This window comes from Nostoc sp. (assembly GCF_036919555.1).
Taxonomy (GTDB): Bacteria; Cyanobacteriota; Cyanobacteriia; order Cyanobacteriales; family Nostocaceae; genus Nostoc.
In genome coordinates this window covers 41,290-64,500 of sequence record NZ_JBALCS010000074.1, presented here as the reverse complement: position 1 = coordinate 64,500, position 23,211 = coordinate 41,290, and the positions used below count along the sequence as shown (strand labels likewise).

Genomic DNA, 23,211 nt, shown 5'->3' with positions numbered 1-23,211 from the left:
CAAGGATACTAAAAAAAAGAATGCTGACTGTTGCATTACCAAAAGGGGAACTCCTTAAAAATAGCATCCGCTTGCTACAATCTGTGGGATTAGATTTTAGTGCTTTTTTAGATTCAGGAAATCGCCAACTTCAGATTCCTGACGCTAAGGGACTTGCAAAAGGTTTGCTGGTGCGGGCGCAAGATGTGCCCGTTTATGTAGAATATGGTCAAGCACAACTGGGTGTTGTTGGTTACGATGTGCTGCGGGAGAAGCAGCCGCAAGTTGCCCACTTGGTGGATTTGCAGTTTGGGCATTGTCGGATGTCGGTGGCGGTAAAAGCATCTAGTTCTTACCGATCGCCTTTAGATTTACCACCGCATGGTAGAGTTGCTTCCAAGTATGTAAATTGCGCTCGTGAATATTTTTACAGTCTGGATTTACCTGTGGAAATAGTACCGTTGTATGGTTCAGTGGAATTAGGCCCGATTACTGGAATGTCAGAAGCGATCGTGGATTTGGTTTCCACGGGGCGGACTTTGCGCGAAAATGGTTTGATAGAAATTGCTACTCTGTATGAAAGCACGGCGCGGCTGATTGCCCATCCTCTAAGTTATCGCCTGAACACGGGTAATCTAAGTGATGTAATTACCAAACTGCGAGAAGCTGTTTTGGTAGAGGTTTAACAGTTCCAGTCTCCGACTATTGGTGATAACTTCAGAAAAAGATACCTTACTTGACATTTTGGCGTAGGCGTAGACCCTCGTAGACATCGCTTTACAGCAGAATTCAAGTTATTTGAACCACATCTGTCGTAGGGGCACAGCAATGCTCATTGGTGTCAACTTCAGCTAGAAATAGCTTAACTGTTAGCTTCGTCACCCGCCTTGAAATAAATTTCTTGGCTAATAGCTAAAGTCTACTGAAGTAGACCAAAGATTTTTGCAGATATTTAGTAATCTTTAGATTACTTTTGCTATGTCCCGCAAGGAACTTCAGTTCTTTGCGGGACATAGCTTTTACGTTAAGTTGACACGTATGAGCAATGCTATGCCCTTACTGCGTGGTCTATTTACCTGAAAATAGCTGTAAATTGTCACGATTAGTCTCTGACTGGGAACGGGAGGAACTGCAAATGTACCTTTGCGGAAAATTAAAATCTTTCCACACCTTTAAATTGCTTGAGTGCCGATGCATTTGCGGCTTCTCCACAAGTTCGTGGTGTGGGGAATATCTTTTCAGGATTTGCTAACCCTTTAGGATTAAAAACTTGCCGTACCCATTGCATAGTTTCTAAATCAACTTGGCTAAACATCTGTGGCATATAGCACTTTTTCTCTGCACCGATACCATGTTCGCCAGAAATACTGCCACCGACTTCGACACAAAGTTTGAGAATTTTTCCACCCATTTCTTCTACTTGCTCTAATTCTCCATGCACAGAATTATCAAAAAGAATTAGCGGATGAAGATTGCCATCGCCAGCATGAAATACATTAGCAACACGATAACCATATTGTTGACTTAATATCTCAATCTCGTGCAGAACATAAGGCAACTGAGTACGAGGAATTACACCATCTTGTACATAATAATCTGGGCTTAAATGTCCAGCAGCAGCAAAAGCCGCTTTGCGTCCTTTCCATAATTTTAATCGGGTTTCTGGGTCAGTAGCAGAAGTGACATTACGCGCACCATTCTTTTGACAAATTTCGGTAATTCGCTGCTTATTTCCTGCAACTTCCACTTCTAAACCGTCAATTTCTATTAGTAAAATAGCAGTAGCATCGCGGGGATAACAATTAGTTGCTACAACATCTTCAACTGCATTGATGCTGAAGTTATCCATCATCTCCATACCACCAGGAATAATTCCGGCGCTGATGATGCCAGAAACAGTTGCCCCGGCAGCTTCAATACTAGTAAAATCTGCCAACAGCACACAAATTGATTCTGGACTTTTGAGAATTCGCAAAGTAATTTCTGTGGCAATTCCTAAGGTGCCTTCAGAACCAACAAAAACACCTGTTAAATCATAACCAGGCATTTCTGGAATTTGTCCGCCTAAATCGATAATTTCCCCTTCTGGCGTGACAATTTTTAATCCTAAAACGTGGTTAGTGGTGACGCCATATTTGAGGCAATGTACGCCACCAGAATTTTCGGCAATGTTGCCGCCAATAGAGCAGATAATTTGACTGGAGGGGTCAGGAGCATAGTAAAAACCAGCACCACTGACGGCTTGTGTTACCCAACTATTAATCACCCCTGGTTGAACAATTGCCCGTTGATTTTCCAAATCAATGCTGAGGATTTGCCGCATTAAGGAGGTGACAATTAAAACAGAGTCTATCACTGGTAAAGCGCCGCCAGATAGACCAGTACCAGAACCGCGTGCTATGAAGGGTATAGAATATTGATTGCATATCTTCACCACTTGGGCAACTTGTTCTGTAGTTCTAGGTAACACCACCACAGCCGGACGTTGGCGGTAGCTAGTTAAACCATCGCATTCATAGGTAATCAGTTCTTCGCGGCGTTGCACCACACCATTTTTGCCAAGGACAGCCTCGAATGCTTTGATAATGGGTTTCCAGTTGCGTTGTTTTTTATCTTGAGTAAGCATAGTTATTTAAAATTCCAGGTAGATATTTACAGGTTGCTTAAAATTGAAATAATTTCCTCAGATAAATCTAAAGCTATTATTGTAATGCCAGATAAGCCAGGAAATTTATCAACATAATCTGCTTGTTTGCGAAATCCTCGCAACCTAGCTAATTTTTTCGCTACTGATTTACGTATTAGATCAGAACTAAGCTCAAATTGGTCGCTAACATATCTATGAGCATCACTTGTTTTTGGAATTGAAATTTCTTCTTGATCGCGCAAATGGTTTCGTGCAGTGATAAAAGCTGCATAGTAAGCCCGACTAATAGCAGCGCGAAATTTAGCTTCTTGATTGGCAGAAGTAGTTGCACCACCTGCTAATTCTTTAGCTACATTTAGATATTCTGACCAATCAAAATTCATCTGGATATTCTAAAGTGGTAAAAAAGTTACTCCGCACCTCATAGGAGTTATGTAAACCCCAATCCCAGTCCAGCTTATTAAGTCTTGTAACTGCTTCATGGGGGTCAAGCTTCATCAAAATAGATAGTATCAACTGTACCCAATCAATACTTTCCGAATCAATGAAGATTTCCAGAAATAGCTGCGAGTCAGGGAAGTATTGGCGAATTTTCTTAGGTGCTTCTAGCAGCACGGGAATGAGAAACGAATGTTTATCCAGAAATTTTAAAACTTCAGTGCGCTCTCGGAAGGTGTATGACTGCTCAAGGGTTTCAATATCGGCGGGAGAAATGCTAACTGCGGCGTCTGTCATAGCGGATTCCAGGCTGGATTGGATGGCTGTAATCACTATTATTGCAAGAATAGCAGCTTAGGGGGAGTAAAAGGCGATCACATGATTTTTTTAATCGCTCAGGCAATACGCATACCTTCCACTACCAATCAATTAACCTAGAAATAACGCTCTCAAATACTGGATAAAGTCATGGTTCAGCAAGTTCTAATCAATGATGATGATTACTATGTGCCAGATGCAAACCAGCTAGTCACTGAAGATGAGACACCTCTAGACAATTTTGCTTCTGAAAAACAACAACGACTCTTGGTTGGCTCTCTTTATAGTTCTCTACAGCAGCAGACTTTTTTAGCAGCAGCGAATGTCGGAATTTACCATACAGACGGACAACCCGCAATTGTACCCGACGTTTTTCTCAGCTTCGATGTTCAAGTGCGTGAAAATTGGTGGGAAAAACAAAATCGTTGTTATATGGTTTGGCGTTTTGGCAAACCTCCAGAAGTTGTCCTCGAAATTATCTCTAATAAAGAAGGTGATGAACTGGGCAAAAAGCGGCAAATTTATGAACATATGCGGGCTAGTTACTACATCGTATATGACCCAAATCAACAATTAGGAGAAAAAGTCCTGCGCGTTTATGAATTCAGAGGAAGGCGCTACTTTGAAACTTCAGAAAATTGGTTAGAACAAGTTGGTTTAGGTGTAACTTTGTGGGAAGGTAAATTTGAAGATAGACAGGATATTTGGTTACGCTGGTGCTACCAAGATGGTACTATTTTGCTGACTGGGGATGAACACGCCGAACAGGAACAACAACGTGCTGAACAGGAACGACAACGCGCCGAACAAGCAGAACAACGCACCCAATTACTAGCAGATAGGCTACGGGCTATGGGCGTAGATCCCGACACTCTATAGGATACTCGCTGTAAAGATGCAAAAAACTTTGCGTCTTTACATGAGCAAAAAAATTATCACTAACTTGTGCAACTTATAAACTCATTTATACGCTGCCAAACCTTCTCTAATAAATTAGGATCATCCGCATCAAACCATTCAATTTGTGGATATGCTCGAAACCAAGTACGCTGTCGTTTGGCAAATTGCCGTGTATGCAAAATTGTTAATTCTTTCGCTTCATCTAAGGAAATATCCCCAGCTAAATATTGCTTGATTTCTTGATAGCCCAAAGTATTCAACAAAGACAAATCATCGCCATATTTTTGACAAAGATACTCCACCTCAGCGAGCAACCCATTTGCGAGCATTTGCTCAGTACGCTGTTGAATACGTAGGCGTAGCCCGTCGGAGACATCGCCCAACTTTTCAGCATTGCAATCTAAACCAATTTGCAAAATCGGATAATTTGGTGGATTATTCCCTTGCTGTTCAGAAATTGGTTTTCCAGTAACATAATATACCTCTAATGCTCTTAGAGTTCGCACTGAGTCATTAGCATGAATCTTTTGTACAGCAACTGGATCAACTTGTTGTAATATTACATATAGTTGAGATTGACCCAGAGATTCAAGCTGCGATCGCAATTCTTTATGCGGTGCAACTCTAGGAATTTTCATCCCTTGGACAATGGAACGGATGTATAAACCAGTGCCACCAACTAGCAACAGTGGTATAGCACCAAGAGAAGCAATTAAGGCTTGTGTTTGTTCCTGGTAGTCTGCTACTGTCATCATGTCTGTTGGGTTGCAGATATCTATTAAATAGTGCGGCACCAATTTTTGTTCAGCCGCAGTTGATTTTGCCGTCCCAATATCAAACTCACGATAAACTTGACGAGAATCAGCACTGAGAATTACAGAACCCAACCGCATCGCTAAAGCCAAAGCCAAACCCGACTTACCTGTTGCTGTCGCCCCACAAATCACAATTAATTTAGTCATTAGTCATTTGTCATTAGTTATGCCCCTCTGACACGGGACTGCAACCCCAGTATAAACTTCTCTTGAAAATGCCCTACAGACGCCAGCAAGGCTTTTGTGTTACAATTTTGGAGTGTTTTTACTTTTATTTGCCTTTTGGCGACTTAAACCCCACGCATCAGGAGAGTTTACATGACGAGCAGTTACAGTGCCGATCAGATTCAAGTTCTGGAAGGTCTGGAAGCCGTCCGCAAACGACCAGGAATGTACATCGGTACTACTGGACCGCGAGGACTCCACCATTTAGTTTACGAGGTGGTGGACAATTCAATTGATGAGGCTTTGGCGGGTTATTGCACTCATATAGAGGTGGATATCAACGCTGATGGTTCGGTGACTGTAACAGATGATGGTCGCGGTATTCCCATCGATACTCACTCGCGAACCGGGAAATCGGCTTTGGAAACCGTGATGACGGTACTGCACGCCGGTGGGAAGTTTGGCGGGGGTGGCTACAAAGTTTCTGGAGGATTGCACGGGGTTGGTATTTCTGTTGTTAATGCCCTATCTGAGGTTGTAGAAGTTACAGTTTGGCGAGATAAAAAAGTTCATATCCAGCGCTATGAACGGGGTATCCCAGTTACTGAACTGCAAGTCAAGCCTTATAAAGAAGATAGAACCGGAACTTCTGTTACTTTTAAACCAGATACCCAAATATTCACTGTTAGCATTGAGTTTGATTACATCACTTTATCAGGTCGCCTACGGGAATTGGCGTATCTGAATGCAGGTGTCAAAATTACCTTTACTGACCACCGTCTGGAATTACTGAAAAGCGATACACCCAAGGTAGAATCCTACGATTACAAGGGTGGCATTAAAGAATATATCGCCTACATGAACCGTGAGAAGCAGCCCCTGCATGAAGAAATTATCTATGTGCAGGGAGAACGAAACAACGTACAAGTGGAAGTTTCCTTGCAATGGTGTACTGATGCTTACACGGATAATGTGCTGGGTTTTGCTAACAATATTCGCACAGTGGATGGTGGTACGCACTTAGAAGGGTTAAAGGCAGTTCTGACTCGGACATTAAATACGATCGCCCGCAAGCGCAATAAAATTAAAGAGAATGAACCTAACCTCAGTGGCGAACACGTTCGCGAAGGTTTGACTGCGGTTATTTCCGTTAAAGTCCCCGATCCAGAATTTGAAGGACAAACTAAAACCAAACTTGGCAACACCGAAGTTCGGGGAATTGTCGATTCTCTGGTGGGAGAAGTCCTTACGGAGTACCTAGAATTTCATCCTGGCATCGCAGACTCAATTTTAGATAAAGCTATCCAAGCTTTCAAAGCCGCAGAAGCAGCGCGTCACGCGCGAGAATTAGTTCGGCGCAAATCGGTGCTGGAATCTTCGCCATTACCTGGGAAATTGGCAGATTGTAGTTCTCGTGACCCCAGCGAATCGGAAATCTTCATCGTGGAAGGGGACTCAGCCGGCGGAAGTGCGAAACAAGGACGCGATCGCCGCACTCAAGCGATCTTGCCTCTACGTGGTAAAATTCTCAACATTGAAAAAACCGACGATGCTAAAATCTATAAAAATAACGAAGTTCAATCGTTAATTACAGCACTCGGTTTAGGTGTTAAAGGTGATGAATTCGATTCCACTCAACTGCGCTATCACCGCATAGTCATCATGACTGATGCTGACGTAGATGGAGCGCACATCCGAACTTTGTTGTTAACATTCTTCTATCGATATCAGCGAGCGCTGATCGAACAAGGCTTTATTTATATTGCTTGTCCCCCACTGTATAAAGTAGAACGGGGACGTAATCATGAGTACTGCTATAGCGATCGCGAAAAAAATCAAGTAATCAGCAAATTTCCTGCTAACGCCAACTATACCATCCAACGCTTCAAAGGTTTGGGTGAAATGATGCCACAACAACTCTGGGACACCACCATGAATCCAGAAACCCGCAAAATGAAGCAAGTTGAAATTGAGGATGCCGCCGAAGCCGATCGCATCTTCACAATTTTAATGGGCGATCGGGTCGCACCCAGACGAGAATTCATCGAAACCTATGGTTCTAAACTCAACTTCACCGATCTTGATATCTAATATCAATTCCCTAACACTACTCTGAATAATTTGTGACATTGGTAATGGGTGATATGTTTTCACCCATTACCTTTTTTATAGTTTCTGCATCCATCTAATCTATATAGCGAATCCTTAAGCAACTGAGGTACAGCTTAACCTCACCCCGATAAAGCTAGCTGTGCTTTATCTCCCCTCTCCTTAATAAGGAGAGGGGTTGGGGGTGAGGTTTTGAGGTTTTGAGGTTTGAAAGCCACCCTGACTTTGAACTAGATGTTAACAATCAATTAAAAAAAATTAGGTTAGCTTACCACACAAGTGGTAGGTCAGTGCTACATAACTACAAAAATTGTCATTTTATCAGTTAGTAATTAACCATACAATTTGCTTATTGTCAATATTTTACAAAAATTCAATGTTCTAGTGTTAGCAAAACTACCAACTTTATTGTAAATTTAGTCTAGATAATACTCTTTGCACTAACTCGCTAAATAATTTCGCCCACCAGCTAGAAACACATTTGTTATGCTTTAAGAAAATAACTGAATATCATCTATCAAACAGCAATTAATAAGTATCTTGAGGATTTCTGATCATAAGATGACAAAAAGTTACTGAAATAAAAGTAATTAAATTTACAATTTAATTACGTAAACAACCTTTGTAACCAAATCATCAGGCAATCTTCTGGGTTCTCTCTGTTGGAGGTAATGCCTACTGGAAGCAGATACCATCTGGCAGCAAACTTGTTAATATCTTCATGTAATACCGTGGCGATCGCTATTGTATCGTATGTATCTAATGTACTTTTGCCTAAGATAGGATTATATTGGCGAGTTCCCAGGACAAATTGTTTTTGAATTGATTAAAATATCCTTGTATACAATAAGAAGAGTTTGTCAAGTTTCATAGGGCTGAAATCGCCACAGTGCGCTAACGTGTGAATAAGGCCAAATTAGTTAAACCTAAATTGATCTACTATCAGGTCGATTCTGCCATCGCCTCAACTCCTCAGTTAAGGTAATTAGTACGCAGAAGGTTAACTGCTTTCAGGCAAGCACCATCCCCCTTGTTGTATTTACCCAAGGTCAACACCCGCTTTAGTCTGAGGAATGCCTAGTTTATGAAGGAAATGTAAAAATGGGTAGATTTAAGAGGAATCGTCTGAGTTAACATACAATGCACTCTTTCTCAGTAATTAATGTTGTGTAAAATACATGAAATTCGGCAATAGCAAGCGTACTTATTTCCTAATGTCATAAGAGCGTCACTGCAATTCCGAAAAGTGGGGAAAAAATTTCAGGGTATAACTCCCGTTTTTAATGTCTTTTTGGTAATAGTGGCTAACAATTGCTGTAGGAGTTCATGATTAATACACAAAAAGAGTGCAATTTCTGTGAAACAGGCTACAATCGGAAGAGTCTTTATAGGAAAATCTGCCAACACTCTGAATTCATTTATATGAATGGCAAATTTTTTGATCAAGGCGAGTCTTTTTTTTGACCAGTTAGTTGAAAGCAAAATGTGATAGCAACACATATAACATTTACTAAGGTGAGCAAGTCACTTTTAGTAATCGCTTAAACTAAAGTAAAACCCTCCGACCGGAGGTGTAAAACGTCCGAAAATATCTCTGGCAAATCTGCCAAAAAGCTTATTTTCGGTTGACAACTAGCTCGTTTAAAAGAGCAGTAAACACATCTTGAGTAATTGATTCTGCAAGGAGCATGAGGAACGCGGCATGAACCAGGCTAACAACGTACTCGAAAGCATATATCAGCCTGACCTAGAAATAATGAATCAGCCTGAGCTCGAGTTAGAAGAACTCTTAATAGACGAAGAAGAGGACTTGCTGATCATCGATGAAGGTGACGAGGAATTTTTAGAGCCTCAGTCTGATGAGGACGACGCAAAGTCTGGAAAAGCCGCTAAATCGCGTCGTCGGACACAAAGCAAGAAAAAGCACTACACCGAAGATTCAATTCGGCTTTACTTGCAAGAAATTGGTAGAATTCGGCTGTTGCGGGCAGACGAAGAAATTGAATTGGCGCGGAAAATCGCCGATTTGCTGGAATTAGAGAGGGTGCGGGAAAGACTCTCAGAGCAGTTGGATCGCGATCCTCGTGATAGTGAATGGGCAGAAGCAGTGCAACTGCCACTACCAGCTTTTCGTTATCGTCTCCATGTTGGTCGCAGGGCTAAAGACAAGATGGTGCAATCTAACCTCCGTCTTGTGGTTTCAATTGCTAAGAAGTACATGAATCGTGGTTTGTCGTTCCAAGACTTAATTCAGGAAGGCAGTCTCGGTTTGATTCGTGCGGCTGAAAAGTTTGACCACGAAAAAGGCTATAAGTTCTCTACATACGCTACATGGTGGATTCGTCAAGCAATTACCCGTGCGATCGCCGATCAATCCCGCACGATTCGCCTTCCAGTTCACCTTTACGAAACCATCTCTCGGATTAAGAAAACTACCAAGCTGCTATCTCAAGAAATGGGTCGCAAACCCACCGAAGAAGAAATCGCCACTCGCATGGAAATGACCATTGAGAAGTTGCGGTTTATTGCTAAATCCGCCCAGTTACCCATCTCACTAGAAACGCCCATTGGTAAAGAAGAAGATTCTCGATTGGGCGATTTTATTGAATCCGATGGTGAGACACCAGAAGACCAAGTTTCCAAAAATCTTCTGCGCGAAGACCTCGAAAAAGTCCTCGATAGTCTCAGTCCTCGTGAACGGGATGTTCTCAGACTGCGTTACGGCTTGGATGATGGTCGGATGAAGACCCTTGAGGAAATCGGACAGATTTTCAACGTTACCCGCGAACGGATTCGTCAAATTGAGGCGAAAGCACTCCGCAAATTGCGCCATCCAAATCGCAACAGCGTTCTCAAGGAATATATTCGCTAGTCATTGTCATTTCATTGGTCATTAGTCATTGGTCATTAGTAAATAAACAAAGGACAAATGACAACTGACTAATAACAAACAAATAAAAAACCTGGTAGTGAGTTAGCACTCCAGGTTTTTTTATTTATAGGTCATCTTAGATATAAAAACTTATAGGATGCCCCAAAAATGTAGGAAGCCTTGACCAGAAAAAAGCTCAACCAAAATGGCTGCTGAAAAGCCAATCATTGCCAAGCGACCGTTCCAAATTTCTGCTTGTGGGGTAAAGCCCCAACGCCAAGCGTTGCGATCTTCAATTACGGGAGTAGTAACTTTTGTTGTGCTTACATTTGTCATGGTTGGAACTCCAAATTTAATTGTTAAGGTTCATTACCTTATGTAAACTAATATAACAAATATTTTTATCAAGGCAACATTTTTTATACTTTTGTTTCCATACCTTGACATAAATATAAATAGCTATTTATACACATTAAAACATCGTCCTTAAGTTAGATTTACTGAGAGAGAAAAAATATTATGTAGATTTATAGCGTTATAGACAATATTAGCTTATTGAAATTAATTGTCAACTGGTTATTTGTATTGCTTTATCTTCCATAGAGTTTGTTATTTTACAATTAAAAATTATTGATAATTAATAGAGATATTGAGAATCTAAAGCACTTACTTAAGCTGCCTTTTTATAAGGCGGAGCCTCTAAAAAGGCGTTCCCAGTCTGAGACTGGGAACGAGATAAGCCCTACATAATTTACGATCGCACTTCGGCAACGGTGATGATTTTTTCATCGCGGTTAAGTTGAAGGATGCTTTCACCTTTCACATCTTTACCTAAGATCGGCACTGTTTCCACAGGTATCCGCACTACCCGCTCTCTATTCGTCACTAAAGCTACCTCACCAGATGCGATCGCTATGACCATACCAGCTAAGTTGTCAGTTTTGCTAGCAAATTTCAGCGCTTGCGTGCCTAAATCGCCGCGATTAGCCGCTCTTAACTGACTCGCAGCCATCCGCTTGGCATATCCTTCTTGAGTGACTAGCAGCAGTTGGTCATCTTTACCGACAGTGACACAGCCAACCATTTGCTGATTTTTCAATAACCGAAATGCTTGTAAACCCATCGCTGTGCGACCCATAATCGGTAATTGTTCATCATTGACTGCAAAACGCAACAGTCGCCCACCGGAACTAGCTAAAATCAGATGCTCCCCTGGAGTCGTGAACTGGGTAAATGACAATTCATCATCGTCTTTGAGCTTCAAAATCGTGATTCCGCGCCGAGTCAAGTTAGTAAATTCTCCCAAAGACAGACGCTTAATTCGTCCTTGTTTTGTTACGAGAATCATCTGCCTAGTTTCGAGATTTTCCGGGAGCAAAAAGCGGCTGACCATTGCTTCTTGAGCGCCTTGAGCAGTACTACTGAGCATAGTAATCAAAGGTTTTCCCCGTGGAGAACGTCCGGTGGTTGGGGGGATTTCTCCCACGTTCACAGGATAGACTTTGCCGCCACCGGTTAGTATTAGCAAATCTTTCTCGGTGTTGGTCAACACTGTTTGAATAATGAAGTCATTATCATGCAGACCATTTTCACCTTTTGACTTTCTCCCAGATGGCTGGGTGCGACGGACATAACCCCGTTGGGTAAATTCTAAAACTGCTTCCTCTGCTGGCTGTTCTAATTTTGGATTTTGGACTTCGGCGTGAGCGCTCAGTGGAACGATTTTGGATTTTGGATTGTCTTGATCATCTTCTGATCCTCTGTTCTTCTGATCCTCTGCCCTAGACTTTTGCTCCTCTGCGATTTTTGTCCGCCGGGGATCGTTGTACTTGCGCTTGAGCGATCGCAAATCTTTTTTCAGCGCCTTCAATAATTCCCGGCGATCGTTGAGTAATTGCTCCAATAAGCTAATTTGTTGACTTATCTGCTCAAATTCCTGCTGCAAATTTTGCTGTTCTAAACTGGTGAGGCGGCGTAACGGCATAGCTAGAATCGCATCTCCTTGTTCCTCACTCAAATCTAGTTGGCTACAAAGGTTAATTTTTGCCGTACTTCCATCGGGAGCTTGGCGCAAAATTCTAATTACCTCATCCAAATTAGACAGCGCTTTGAGTAAACCTTCTACCAAATTCACACGACTTTGAGCCTTACCCAACTCGTAATTGTAACGACGGTTCAGCGTCTGTTCTCGGAAACTCAAAAACTCCTGCAACACTTGACGCAAACTTAACTGGCGGGGTTGTCCATCCACTATTGCTAGGAGAATTGCCCCAAAAGTCATTTGTAAAGCAGTTTGGTGATATAAATGCTGGAGAACTTCTTGGGGATTGGTATCGCGTTTGAGTTCAATTACCACCCGCATCCCTTCGCGATCGCTCTCATCCCGAAGATCAGAAATTCCTAGCAAACGACCTTGATTTACTAAGTCCGCTACCTTCTCAATCCAGCCAGCCTTATTCACTTGATATGGCAATTCTGTAATAATAATTGCCGTCCGTCGCTTGCTTCCCCTACTAGCTGGGATTTCCTCCAGAGTCGCAACTCCCCGCAGCAGAATCCCACCTTTACCTGTGGTGTATGCTTCCCGAATTCCGGCCTGACCAACTATTTCCCCACCAGTGGGAAAATCTGGCGCTGGAATTAACTCGAATAATTTTTCATCTGGCAAATCTGGGTTGTCGATTAAGGCAATTAACCCATCGACAATTTCCCCCAAGTTGTGCGGTGGAACATTCGTCGCCATTCCCACGGCAATACCAGAACAGCCATTAAGCAACAGAAACGGCAATTGAGCAGGTAGCACCGTTGGTTCTTGCTGGGAATTATCGAAGTTACCGACAAATTCTACAGTTTCTTCGCCAATTTCTGTCAGCATTCCCTCATGGCTGATGGGTGCGAGGCGTGTTTCTGTGTAGCGCATCGCTGCTGGCGGGTCATTATCGACGCTGCCAAAGTTACCGTGTCCTGCTAGTAAAGGATAGCGGCTAGAAAAATCCTGCACCAGCCTCACTAAGGCATCGTAAACTGATTGGTCGCCGTGTGGATGGTATTTACCCAACACATCACCCACTACACGGGCACATTTACGATAGGGTCTATCTGGTACTAAACCGAGTTCGTGCATTGCATAGAGAATGCGGCGATGCACTGGTTTTAAGCCATCACGCACGTCTGGTAGCGCTCGCCCGACAATCACGCTCATGGCATATTCTAGATAAGACCGTTGCATCTCGGTGTGCAGGGCTGTTGTAATTACCTGTCCCGTTGAGAGCAGGTTTAACTGTTTTGCCATGAGTTTTTTCCCTGAAATTTAACTACACAAAAGCCGATGGAACTCAATATTGCAGCAACCACAGCATAACGGATGAAATGGGATTCATAACAAAATTTTGATAGTCATAGAATAAAAAGCAGTAGTATCATCCTTGATGACGAGGATACACATTGACTATTAAAAAGGATGCAGACGACTATAATCTACATAAACTTAGTAGCCATGATACTTACCGAAGAAGAATTCAGAATTCAGGAGACAGAATCCAGAATGGATTCTGTGGGACTGGATAGGGAATCGAAGTTTAGAGCAAGCGATTTTAATCATGGAGAAGAAAAAATTCTTTCCATGACTGTTACTCCTGACTTGACTGCGGGGTATTCTGAATTCTGAATTCTGTCTTCTGACTGCTTCTGATCATGATTGCATTTGTTAATTTTGAATTCTGGAATTCTTGAATCCTCTCACCTCTATAACTAAAATTCTCATGAAAACTGTTTTAATTGTCGAAGACGATCTAATTAATGCTCGTGTTTTTTCCAAAATTTTGTCCAAACGTGGTGGCTTGGGTGTGAAACACACTGAAAATGTCGAAGAAGTCATCAAAATTGCCCAATCAGGAGAAGCCGACCTGATTTTGATGGATGTTTCTCTGTCTAGAAGTGTTTATCAAGGTAAGTCTGTTGATGGAATCAAGATTACACAAATGTTAAAATCTGATCCAAAAACAGCAAAATTACCTGTTATTTTGGTGACGGCACATGCTATGGAAGGCGATCGCGAGAATTTTCTCAAGCAAAGCGGTGCTGATGGCTACATTTCTAAGCCAGTTGTTGACCATCAACAGTTTGTTGACCAAATCATCGCACTTCTACCCACAGACGACCATTGAGAATTAACGACTTATTTCAGGAATACTCACCCGCCAATGTTTTTGGGCGACTAGTTCCTGTATTTAGCTAGTATATATGTACTACAAAAAGGTACTTTTAGGCAAGTGGTGATCAGAGAGTTAGGAGTGAGGAGTTATGAGTGAGGAGTTATGAGTGAGGAGTTGTGAATGAAGAGTTGAAATATTTAACTCCTAACTCCTGTAGAGACGCGATTAATCGCGTCTCTACTCCTCACTTTTATTGGGTAGGCTGTTTTCCAGGGGCTGATGATGAGTTTTCTCGTTGCTGTAGGGCTGCTTGAATACGGGGTAATTCTAGGAATTTTTTCGTATCAGACAGTAGACGATCGCCCCAGAGATTTTCTTTGAGGAAATCCAAACTAGCATAGCGTGAATCGATGCGGAGTGCTGCTTCTCCGAAGGTTAGTGCTTGTTGGCGCTCGCCTTTAGTATACAGTGCCACTGCCAAGGCCAATAAAGGTTCTGCGGCTTGCTTATCAAGGGTTACAGCAGATTGCCATCGCTTAATCGCTTCGGGGATATTACCCTGTTCGTAGTTGATTAAGCCAATATTGTTGAGCGCCGGCCAGAATTTTTTATCTTGGGAAACGGCTTTATCGTACTGGGCGATGGCATCTGGCAATTTACCCAGCAGAAAGTAAGCATTACCCAAATCAAATAACCCCTCTGGATCATTGGGTTTTAACTTCAAACCATCTTGGTAATTGATAAGAGCAGCCTGATAATTTTTCTGCTGAAAATTCGCTGAACCCAAAGCAAACAAAATATCACCATTTTTGGGGTTGATAGATTGCGCTTTTTTCAGGCTAGCGATCGCTCCGTCAAACTCTTTAGTTTGCAGTTGCAATCCACCTAACAGCAACCACACCTTATCATTCCCAGGAGCCAGTTGACTCGCCAGCCGCGCTCGTGGCAAAGCTAAATCAATCTGTTGAAACTGAGCTAGTTGAGCTGCCTCTTGTGCTAAGCTCAACCCCTGCTTCTCTAACTTTGTCGCATCTAGTTGCAATGTATGGGGTATTAATGCCTGCGCGTTAGCGGCTTTTGGCATACTCCACAAACTACAAACCATTAGAAAAGAAATCAAACGAACATATTTAGGCACACTACCGCCTTTAAGCCACTAATCAAAGAATCTTTCAGCTAGCTTAAACGATCTCCGCTCTTGACGGTAGCAAAATCTGACGTGATTAGCTCTTGACATCCCGATCACAAAGGCAATATATTAATAAGTATCCACTTACTTACTTATGGCTCGTATACCCAGAATCACCAATCAGCAAATCTTAGAAGCGGCTCGTCAAGTTTTCCTGCAACAAGGATTTGGTGCATCAACCTTAGAAATTGCTCAACAGGCTGGTATTTCTGAAGCTTCAATTTTCAAACGATTCTCAACGAAAGAAGAATTATTTTTTGCGGCGATGGGAATTCCAGAAAAACCTCTCTGGGTGAACGAGTTGGAATCTCTCTGTGGCAAAGGCGATCTTAAAGAAAACCTAATCAATATTTGCCTCCAGATTATGGAATTCTATCGCGATGTGCTGCCTCGAATAATGATGCTGCGATCGCGAGGCAATGCAATGCCAGAACTTGGAGGTAAAGAGCCAACACCGATGCTAGATGTCAAAGTACTGACTGCTTTCCTAGAGCGTGAGATCAACCAAGATCGCCTTCGCCCTTGCGATCCCCAGACAGTGGCTCATATCTTAGTAGGATCGGTGATGAATTACGTTTTCTTGGAACAGATGTCGTCCCAAGTCAGTATACCAACTGCCGAATTAGCAATAGGAACTTACTTAAATTCTGGAGATCCTGCCACGGAAGCATCAGTATTTATCCTGAGTATTGTGGATATTGTCTGGCAAGGAATTGCACCAAGCCAGGATTAAGTAAACTGACGCGGGGAGGCTCTTACACGGAGAAGCAAAGAGATTTTTAGAAATATTTACCCGCGTTTTCCCTTCCCCAGTAAGCATTATAAAAACTGATGACTTTGGTCATACATCAGTCTGGAATTACTAGTGACTTTGGTCATACATCGGTTGGGAATTTTTGAGCCATAATTAAGATGTACGAATTTATACGATAGCGTAAATATTAGACATCTTGATGCCAAAACAAAAGCAACTGTCTAAATTACTAAATCTGAACCTAAGCAGAATAGAACTTAAATCTAAACAAGGAGTCAATTAAATGCTGAAAGCAAACCGTGTATCAATAGTCTTAGCTGCTGCTGCCCTAATCATTGTTCCCGCTCTCTTGGCTGCGCCTGCAAATGCCCAGACGGGTGAAGGCGATCAAAATTGGGATCGCGACGGCAGAGCCAATACTGGAGAAGTTAGAAACTCTAGCGATCGGGGTAATTGGGATCGCGACGGCAGAACCAATACCGGAGACGTTAGAAACTCTAGCGATCGGGGTAATTGGAACCGCGACGGCAGAGCCAATACTGGAGAAGTTAGAAACTCTAGCGATCGGGGTAATTGGAACCGCGACGGCAGAGCCAATACTGGAGAAGTTAGAAACTCTAGCGATCGGGGTAATTGGAACCGCGACGGCAGAGCCAATACTGGAGAAGTTAGAAACGTTGGAGACAGGAGCAATTGGAACCGCGACAATCAATACAATAGCAGAGCAGCCAGACTTCGTAATGGTGATCTCAGATTGGCTAATGGGAGAATTATTTCTGCTAGAGACGTAGTCAGACTTCGTAATGGTTACTCCAGACTTCCCGACGGGGTTATTATTGGCCCACAGCAGGAATTTTATGCTCCTGGCTACATAATTCCTGCTGAGAGACCATCGCTAATCAACATACACCTTTTTTAAATAAGAAGTCAGAATTCAGAATGTAATTCCTTGGGGATTCAGACCCGCCACTACGAGAGTTGACCACTAAATCTTGGATTTAGTATAGTTTTTCACCCTTTATTCAGGAGCCAGTCGGACTCCAATTCATGCTTAATTCTGAACACAAGTTGACGCCACTTGCTCTACTTGGGGAGACTCCAGACGCTCTGCTCCTGAATTCTTTTTTGTGAAAACACTAAAAACTCAAGAAATTGTCAGTATAGGGCTACCAGGCATAGTTTTAGGCATGAATAACTGACTCGGTAGCCGTTCTTTATAGATAAAAAAGTGGATATGAAAATTGATACATTAAACCCCGTAGATTCATCAGTTTTGGTTCCAGAGGTAAAGAAAAAAAAGGTCAAACGTAATTGGCTCTCTTGGCTAATTGCTCTTTGCCTTTTGGGTGGAATTGGCTATGCCGTTTATTACCAAGTAACGGTTGTTTCCCGTCAAGAAGCCAGACGCCGGGTGCTGACAAAGCCTGTAGAAAGACAGAGTTTAACAATCACAGTTTCAGCGAACGGAACGGTGAAGCCTGAGCGGTCAATCAACCTCAGCCCGAAAAATTCCGGCATCCTGAAAAGCCTGTTGGCAAAGGAAGGAGATCTCGTCAAACAAGGACAGATTGTCGCTTACATGGATGATTCCAACCTGCGGGGGCAACTCACCTCAGCTCAAGGACAATTGGCACAAGCCGAGGCTAATTTACAAAAAGCGATCGCAGGTAATCGTCCTCAAGATATTGCTCAAGCACAAGGAGTATTAGACGAAGCCGAGGCGAATCTGCAAAAGGTACAAGCAGGTAATCGCTCTCAAGATATTGGCCAAGCACAGGCACGCTTGCAAAGCGCTCAAGCCACCCTTCGCCAAGCAGAAGATGATTTTGTTCGTAATCAACAGCTTTACAATGCAGGCGGTATTTCCCTTCAGACTCTTAACCAAAACCGTGCCACTCGCGACAGCGCCCAAGGTAGTGTAAATGAAGCACAGCAAGCACTGGGGTTGCAAAAAGCCGGGTCACGTCCAGAAGACATCGAGCAAGCAAGAGCTGTGGTGAAGCAGAGACAGCAAGCTTTGGCACTTCTGAAAGCCGGAACGCGCCAAGAAGACATTAACGCAGCCCGCGCCCAGGTAACATCTGCTCGTGGTTCGCTGCAAAACATCCAAGCCGAAATCAATGACACGATCATTCGCGCCCCCTTTGATGGTGTAGTCACAAAGAAGTTTGCTGATCCAGGCGCTTTCGTGACACCCACAACTGCCAGTAGTGAAGTAGCTTCTTCTTCTTCTTCTTCAATCTTGTCTCTAGCTTCAACAAATGAAGTTGTAGCAAGTTTAGCGGAAACAAATATTTCCAAAATCCGCCTTGGTCAAAAAGTCTCGATTCAAGCAGATGCCTACCCAGGAAAAACCTTTGAAGGTAAAGTCAGCCAAATTGCTGCCCAAGCAGTAGTAGAGCAAAACGTCACCAGTTTTGAAGTCAGAGTATCACTTTTGGACCCTCAAAGACTATTGCGGTCTGGGATGAATGTGGCAGTAGATTTTCAAGTCGGTCAAGTTGAAAATGTTTTAGTAGTGCCAACGGCCTCAGTGGTGCGGCAAGAAAATGCCACAGGTGTGTTTGTGGCAGGAAAGAATAACAAACCTGTGTTTACTCGCATCGAGACAGGCGTTACCGCGAATAACTTTACCGAAGTTAAGTCTGGATTGACAGGAAACGAGAGAGTATTACTCAGTTTCCCACCAGGATCACGTCCGCAATCAACACCAAGAGGAGGAGTTTTTCCTGGTCTAGGAGGAGGCTCAGGAGCAGGCGGAGGCGGTGGTGGCGGTCGTTCAGGTGGTGGTTCTTCTGGTGGTCGTTCTCAAGGCGGTGGTTCCCCTTAAAGTGAGTTTTAAATAAAACCTTATGTTTAAGATATTTAAGGGCTTTTACAAAGCTAAGAAGACCCGCACAGTACCGTTGCTGGAAATTTTGACAATGGCGGCAGAGACTCTGTGGAGTAACAAATTACGCACGGGTCTAACTATGTTGGGCGTGATTATTGGGATTTCCTCAGTCATTGCGATTACTTCTGTTGGTCAGGGAGTGCAAAAGGGAGTTGAGCAACAGATACAAGCGTTGGGTACAGATGTGATCCAAATTTTGGCGGGTGCAGCAAGAAGCGGGAATGTCCGTCAAGGAGTAGGTTCTAGCAGCACCTTGACTTGGGAAGATGCTAAGGCGATCGCTACACAAGCGCCATCAGCCCAGATGGTTTCTGCTTATCTTCAACGCACCGCCCAAGTTGTATATGCAGGACAGAACACCTCAACAACCATTTATGGCACAGATTTAAACTACCCAGAAGTCAGAAATACCCATCCCCAGCAAGGGAGATATTTTACTCAGGAAGAACTAGATATTGCTGCACAGCTGGCCATTCTTGGCCCCACAGTCCAAACCACACTCTTTGGAAAAGGTGTAAATCCGATCGGTGAGCGAATTCGGATTCAGGGAGAGGCTTATGAAGTAATTGGAGTGATGGAGCCTAAAGGCGCTCAAGGACCGATGGATCGAGATGACCAGATTTTCATCCCTCTAACTACTATGTCGAAGAGACTGGTTGGTAACAATGCCTTGGTTGGCGTTTCTGTAAATGGAATTTTAGTTAAAGGCGCGAATCAGGAGCAGTTAGAAGCCGCTCAGTTTCAAGTCACCAATCTCTTACGGCTGCGTCACAACATTTATCCGCCGCAAGCTGATGATTTTCGGCTGACCAATCAAGCTGATATTGTTAGTACCTTTACTAGTATTGTGGGTTTATTTACAGTAATGGTAGTAGCGATCGCGGGAATTTCTCTGGTGGTTGGTGGAATTGGCATTGCCAATATTATGCTAGTTTCCGTGGTTGAGCGGACGCGAGAAATCGGGATTCGCAAAGCCGTAGGTGCCACCAATTCTGCGATACTTAATCAATTTTTAGCCGAAGCGATCGTGATTTCCATTGTCGGCGGATGCATTGGGATGGCGACTGGTATTTTATTAGCGTTTGCAGCTGCAAACATTTTCAAATTTCCCTTTGTAATTTCTTTCTTGTCGATCATTGCTGGCTTTGGACTCTCCTTAACGGTTGGCTTACTCGCCGGGGTAATTCCAGCTCGAAACGCATCTAAATTAGATCCAATCAACGCTTTACGAAGCGACTAAATAATTCAAACTGGAAAATTTAAAATAGGACTTAAGTAAGTCGGTGCTAATATTTCAAGCTATGTTAATAAATTTAAATGTAGGGTGCGTTACACTGCGCGACAACGCACCGTCAACGATTCAAGGTTAGCCTACGGCGTAACACACCCAACTAGCGTGTCAAGGCTAAATTGATGCAATAGAAAAATTTAGTTATGTTTCTAAAATCTCAATATTTCCAAGATTTGTAATGCAATATTTTAGCCTTGCCACGCCACTACTAATAATTTAGATTTCTTCATATACATTAAATTTTTCTCGCCGACTTACTGATGCAAAACTACACGCTGTAGGGGCGATTCATGAATTTTCCCTACGATAAATCAATTTCTGAAAAATTAACAACCAACAACTAATAATTTATTAAGGCAAAATCAATATGACAACGATGATTTGGATGGAATCTATTACTAAAACTTACTACTTGGGAGAAGTTAGTGTTCCAATACTCAAGGGAATTCAACTTTCCATTGAGGAAGGGGAATACGTTTCTATTATGGGTGCGTCAGGTTCGGGTAAATCCACGCTGATGAATATTTTGGGATGTCTGGATCGTCCCACAACTGGAGACTATATTTTTGAAGGCAGAAACTTGACGACTTTTGATGATGATGAATTAGCCTATATCCGCAACCAAAGGATAGGTTTTGTTTTCCAACAATTTAACCTATTGGCGCGGGCGACAGCGCTGGAAAACGTCATGTTACCAATGGTTTACGCTAACTTGCCTAAGCCAAAACGCCGTGAAAGGGCATTAGAAGCCTTGGAAAAGGTAGGACTGGCGGAACGCATAGCTAACCGTCCTAGTCAACTGTCTGGCGGACAACAACAACGGGTAGCGATCGCTCGCGCTTTGGTCAACCGACCTGCGTTAGTTTTGGCAGATGAGCCAACAGGAGCTTTAGATACTGAAACTTCGCGTGAGGTGATGAGTTTGCTGACAGAACTTAATGACCAAGGGATTACGATTGTGATTGTCACCCATGAACCAGATATTGCTGCTCAAACCAATAGGATTATTCGAGTTCAGGATGGCTTGATTGTAGGTTAATTTGTTAATATCAACCATTTGAGAAGGAATTTAAAATTTAAACCATTGTCAGGTCAATCAGGATGAAAACTTTTGATTGTATCCTCAAAGAAACCCGATTAATGACTATATCTATCTTATGAATTTCAGCTTAATCTTCGTGCATTCTACCTGGGTTAGCGTCGCGACCGCAATTCTTTTTTCAACTTTAGCAAGTGCAGCAACTCCGCCAAAACCGCAGAATTCCTCAAGCTCTGTACAGGTTCCCGATTACCTCAACCCCAATCCCAATCCTCTCCAATTTCCTACCAAACCGGAGGAAGTAAGGATTCAGGAAACTGTGCCAATCAGTTTGGCACAAGCTTTGGAACTAGTACAACGCAACAATCGAGACTTACAAGTAGCCATATTGCAGTTAGAACGCAGTCGCTCGGCGCTACGTCAGTCTCAAGCTGCCTTATTTCCTACTCTGGCAATCAACGGTAGTGTGACTAACAGTGGAAATGGTTTTAGTAGCAGTCAATCTCAAAGCAGCAGTTCTTTCAATGGTTCAGCACAACTGAATTATAACCTCTATACCTCCGGGAATCGACAAGCGGCAATCCAAGCAGCTGAAGAACAACTACGTGTAGATGAATTTAATGTTGAAAGTCAGTCTTTGACAATTAGGTTGAATGCCACCACTCAATACTACAATTTGCAACAAGCCGATGAACAAGTCAGAATTAGTCGGTCTGCTGTGGAGAATGCCCAGGCTAGTTTGCGGGATACTCAGGCTCGACTAGATGCTGGAGTAGGTACGCAGTTCGATGTGCTACAAGCTCAGGTAAATTTAGCAAATGCCCAACAAGTCCTGACTAATGCTATTTCACAGCAGCGAATTGCCCGTCGTCAGCTTGCAACTCTGTTAAGTTTGTCGCAGTCAGTTGATATCACTGCCGCAGATCCCGTACAAATAGCGGGTCTTTGGCAGGCAACACTGGAAGAAACTATTATCCAAGCGTTTCAAAATCGTCCAGAATTGCCACAGTATTTGGCACAACGTAATATTTATGAGCAACAGCGACGACAGGCGCTTTCACAGTTAGGGCCGCAAATTAGTTTGGTAGGCAACTACAACCTGCTGGATCGGTATAATGATGGCGTCAGCGTTACTGATGGGTATTCAGCAGCAATTCAAGGAAGTCTAACTTTGTTTGATGGGGGCGCAGCAAGAGCGAGTGCGGCTCAATCGAAAGCTAATATTGCGATCGCAGAGACTCAATTTGCTAGCCAGCGCGACCAAATTCGCTTTAATGTAGAACAGTACTATTCTCAATTGCAATCCAATTTAAATAATGTGCAAACTTCTAGTGTGGCTTTAAATCAAGCCAGGGAAGCTCTAAATTTAGCAAGGCTGAGGTTCCAAGCTGGTGTGGGCACTCAAACAGAAGTGATTGCTGCTGAAAATGACCTGACAACAGCAGAAGGTAATCGAGTCACAGCTATTTTGAATTACAATATCGCTCTAGCTAATTTGCAAATATCAGTCACTTACAGGGCTTCGCGCTAAGTACAGTTTTGCGTAAAAACGTAGTTTTTTAACGCAGGGAAACGCATTAACATTGCATTGAGATGCATTGGCATTGCAGGGTATTGCAAAATTTAATTTGCTACGAATTAATGAAAT

General features: G+C 42.9%; 18 protein-coding genes. 11 read left to right on the top strand and 7 right to left on the bottom strand.

The window, feature by feature from the left end; translation table 11 throughout:
* Window positions 1–20 precede the first annotated feature (20 nt).
* Window positions 21–665: an ATP phosphoribosyltransferase gene (gene hisG / locus V7K36_RS20855; RefSeq protein ID WP_335118864.1), complete on the top strand. Its 645-nt coding sequence runs from the start codon at window positions 21–23 to the stop codon at window positions 663–665.
* Between the two features lie 467 nt (window positions 666–1,132).
* Here hisG and glcD read toward each other — a convergent pair whose 3' ends face one another.
* From glcD to V7K36_RS20840, 3 genes are read right to left on the bottom strand one after another with little or no spacing between them, the layout of a single operon-like run.
* Window positions 1,133–2,605, bottom strand: a complete 1,473-nt coding sequence (gene glcD, locus V7K36_RS20850) for a glycolate oxidase subunit GlcD (RefSeq protein WP_335118862.1) — start codon at window positions 2,603–2,605, stop codon at window positions 1,133–1,135.
* Window positions 2,606–2,631: 26 nt separating this feature from the next.
* Window positions 2,632–3,009 carry a HEPN domain-containing protein gene (locus tag V7K36_RS20845; protein ID WP_335118860.1) on the bottom strand — a complete coding sequence of 126 codons (378 nt, stop codon included), beginning with the start codon at window positions 3,007–3,009 and terminating at the stop codon, window positions 2,632–2,634.
* The gene (locus V7K36_RS20840; RefSeq protein WP_335118858.1) at window positions 2,999–3,361 is read right to left on the bottom strand and encodes a hypothetical protein; all 363 of its coding nucleotides are present in this window, start codon (window positions 3,359–3,361) and stop codon (window positions 2,999–3,001) included. The genes V7K36_RS20845 and V7K36_RS20840 overlap by 11 nt, the downstream gene beginning before the upstream one ends.
* Window positions 3,362–3,532: 171 nt before the next feature.
* Here V7K36_RS20840 and V7K36_RS20835 point away from each other — a divergent pair, with 171 nt between their 5' ends.
* Complete coding sequence (locus V7K36_RS20835; RefSeq protein WP_335118856.1) at window positions 3,533–4,261, top strand: Uma2 family endonuclease; 729 nt, start codon at window positions 3,533–3,535, stop codon at window positions 4,259–4,261.
* A gap of 59 nt (window positions 4,262–4,320) precedes the next feature.
* Here the strand turns inward: V7K36_RS20835 and miaA are convergent, their stop codons facing one another.
* Complete coding sequence (gene miaA, locus V7K36_RS20830) at window positions 4,321–5,244, bottom strand: tRNA (adenosine(37)-N6)-dimethylallyltransferase MiaA (protein ID WP_335118854.1); 924 nt, start codon at window positions 5,242–5,244, stop codon at window positions 4,321–4,323.
* 171 nt (window positions 5,245–5,415) lie between these two features.
* On the opposite strand from miaA, the gene gyrB reads away from it, so the two are divergent.
* Together gyrB and rpoD are read left to right on the top strand one after the other, a co-directional pair.
* Window positions 5,416–7,353 carry a DNA topoisomerase (ATP-hydrolyzing) subunit B gene (gene gyrB / locus V7K36_RS20825; RefSeq protein ID WP_335118852.1) on the top strand — a complete coding sequence of 646 codons (1,938 nt, stop codon included), beginning with the start codon at window positions 5,416–5,418 and terminating at the stop codon, window positions 7,351–7,353.
* A gap of 1,720 nt (window positions 7,354–9,073) precedes the next feature.
* A complete protein-coding gene (rpoD, locus tag V7K36_RS20820; RefSeq protein ID WP_335118850.1) occupies window positions 9,074–10,243 on the top strand; it encodes an RNA polymerase sigma factor RpoD in 1,170 nt (389 codons plus the stop codon).
* Between the two features lie 150 nt (window positions 10,244–10,393).
* Here rpoD and V7K36_RS20815 read toward each other — a convergent pair whose 3' ends face one another.
* Together V7K36_RS20815 and V7K36_RS20810 are read right to left on the bottom strand one after the other, a co-directional pair.
* Window positions 10,394–10,579, bottom strand: a complete 186-nt coding sequence (locus V7K36_RS20815; protein ID WP_300414870.1) for a chlorophyll a/b-binding protein — start codon at window positions 10,577–10,579, stop codon at window positions 10,394–10,396.
* Between the two features lie 415 nt (window positions 10,580–10,994).
* Window positions 10,995–13,535: a DNA gyrase/topoisomerase IV subunit A gene (locus tag V7K36_RS20810; RefSeq protein WP_335118848.1), complete on the bottom strand. Its 2,541-nt coding sequence runs from the start codon at window positions 13,533–13,535 to the stop codon at window positions 10,995–10,997.
* 469 nt (window positions 13,536–14,004) lie between these two features.
* Here V7K36_RS20810 and V7K36_RS20805 point away from each other — a divergent pair, with 469 nt between their 5' ends.
* Window positions 14,005–14,409, top strand: coding sequence for a response regulator (locus V7K36_RS20805; RefSeq protein WP_334832516.1), 405 nt, complete (start codon window positions 14,005–14,007; stop codon window positions 14,407–14,409).
* A gap of 238 nt (window positions 14,410–14,647) precedes the next feature.
* Here V7K36_RS20805 and V7K36_RS20800 read toward each other — a convergent pair whose 3' ends face one another.
* Entirely contained in the window at window positions 14,648–15,535 is an 888-nt protein-coding gene (locus V7K36_RS20800; RefSeq protein WP_335118847.1) for a tetratricopeptide repeat protein, read from the bottom strand.
* 145 nt (window positions 15,536–15,680) lie between these two features.
* Here V7K36_RS20800 and V7K36_RS20795 point away from each other — a divergent pair, with 145 nt between their 5' ends.
* The 6 genes from V7K36_RS20795 (at window position 15,681) to V7K36_RS20770 (ending at window position 23,094) form a co-directional block, all read left to right on the top strand.
* Window positions 15,681–16,319, top strand: a complete 639-nt coding sequence (locus tag V7K36_RS20795) for a TetR/AcrR family transcriptional regulator (protein ID WP_335118845.1) — start codon at window positions 15,681–15,683, stop codon at window positions 16,317–16,319.
* 304 nt (window positions 16,320–16,623) lie between these two features.
* On the top strand, window positions 16,624–17,259 hold the full coding sequence (locus V7K36_RS20790; protein ID WP_335118843.1) for a hypothetical protein: 636 nt from the start codon (window positions 16,624–16,626) through the stop codon (window positions 17,257–17,259).
* Between the two features lie 315 nt (window positions 17,260–17,574).
* Window positions 17,575–19,170 carry an efflux RND transporter periplasmic adaptor subunit gene (locus V7K36_RS20785; RefSeq protein WP_335118841.1) on the top strand — a complete coding sequence of 532 codons (1,596 nt, stop codon included), beginning with the start codon at window positions 17,575–17,577 and terminating at the stop codon, window positions 19,168–19,170.
* Between the two features lie 22 nt (window positions 19,171–19,192).
* A complete protein-coding gene (locus V7K36_RS20780; RefSeq protein WP_442948495.1) occupies window positions 19,193–20,473 on the top strand; it encodes an ABC transporter permease in 1,281 nt (426 codons plus the stop codon).
* A gap of 418 nt (window positions 20,474–20,891) precedes the next feature.
* Complete coding sequence (locus tag V7K36_RS20775) at window positions 20,892–21,563, top strand: ABC transporter ATP-binding protein (RefSeq protein ID WP_334832504.1); 672 nt, start codon at window positions 20,892–20,894, stop codon at window positions 21,561–21,563.
* Window positions 21,564–21,681: 118 nt separating this feature from the next.
* Window positions 21,682–23,094 (top strand): TolC family protein, encoded by a 1,413-nt coding sequence (locus tag V7K36_RS20770; protein WP_335118839.1) that lies wholly within the window; start codon window positions 21,682–21,684, stop codon window positions 23,092–23,094.
* Window positions 23,095–23,211: the final 117 nt, after the last annotated feature.

Excerpts from the sequence above, each read along its gene's own strand:
- hisG (WP_335118864.1), top strand. The coding sequence starts at position 21 with ATGCTGACTGTTGCATTACCAAAAGGGGAACTCCTTAAAAATAGCATC.
- glcD (WP_335118862.1), bottom strand. The coding sequence starts at position 2,605 with ATGCTTACTCAAGATAAAAAACAACGCAACTGGAAACCCATTATCAAA.
- V7K36_RS20845 (WP_335118860.1), bottom strand. The coding sequence starts at position 3,009 with ATGAATTTTGATTGGTCAGAATATCTAAATGTAGCTAAAGAATTAGCA.
- V7K36_RS20840 (WP_335118858.1), bottom strand. The coding sequence starts at position 3,361 with ATGACAGACGCCGCAGTTAGCATTTCTCCCGCCGATATTGAAACCCTT.
- V7K36_RS20835 (WP_335118856.1), top strand. The coding sequence starts at position 3,533 with ATGGTTCAGCAAGTTCTAATCAATGATGATGATTACTATGTGCCAGAT.
- miaA (WP_335118854.1), bottom strand. The coding sequence starts at position 5,244 with ATGACTAAATTAATTGTGATTTGTGGGGCGACAGCAACAGGTAAGTCG.
- gyrB (WP_335118852.1), top strand. The coding sequence starts at position 5,416 with ATGACGAGCAGTTACAGTGCCGATCAGATTCAAGTTCTGGAAGGTCTG.
- rpoD (WP_335118850.1), top strand. The coding sequence starts at position 9,074 with ATGAACCAGGCTAACAACGTACTCGAAAGCATATATCAGCCTGACCTA.
- V7K36_RS20815 (WP_300414870.1), bottom strand. The coding sequence starts at position 10,579 with ATGACAAATGTAAGCACAACAAAAGTTACTACTCCCGTAATTGAAGAT.
- V7K36_RS20810 (WP_335118848.1), bottom strand. The coding sequence starts at position 13,535 with ATGGCAAAACAGTTAAACCTGCTCTCAACGGGACAGGTAATTACAACA.
- V7K36_RS20805 (WP_334832516.1), top strand. The coding sequence starts at position 14,005 with ATGAAAACTGTTTTAATTGTCGAAGACGATCTAATTAATGCTCGTGTT.
- V7K36_RS20795 (WP_335118845.1), top strand. The coding sequence starts at position 15,681 with ATGGCTCGTATACCCAGAATCACCAATCAGCAAATCTTAGAAGCGGCT.
- V7K36_RS20790 (WP_335118843.1), top strand. The coding sequence starts at position 16,624 with ATGCTGAAAGCAAACCGTGTATCAATAGTCTTAGCTGCTGCTGCCCTA.
- V7K36_RS20785 (WP_335118841.1), top strand. The coding sequence starts at position 17,575 with ATGAAAATTGATACATTAAACCCCGTAGATTCATCAGTTTTGGTTCCA.
- V7K36_RS20780 (WP_442948495.1), top strand. The coding sequence starts at position 19,193 with ATGTTTAAGATATTTAAGGGCTTTTACAAAGCTAAGAAGACCCGCACA.
- V7K36_RS20775 (WP_334832504.1), top strand. The coding sequence starts at position 20,892 with ATGACAACGATGATTTGGATGGAATCTATTACTAAAACTTACTACTTG.
- V7K36_RS20770 (WP_335118839.1), top strand. The coding sequence starts at position 21,682 with ATGAATTTCAGCTTAATCTTCGTGCATTCTACCTGGGTTAGCGTCGCG.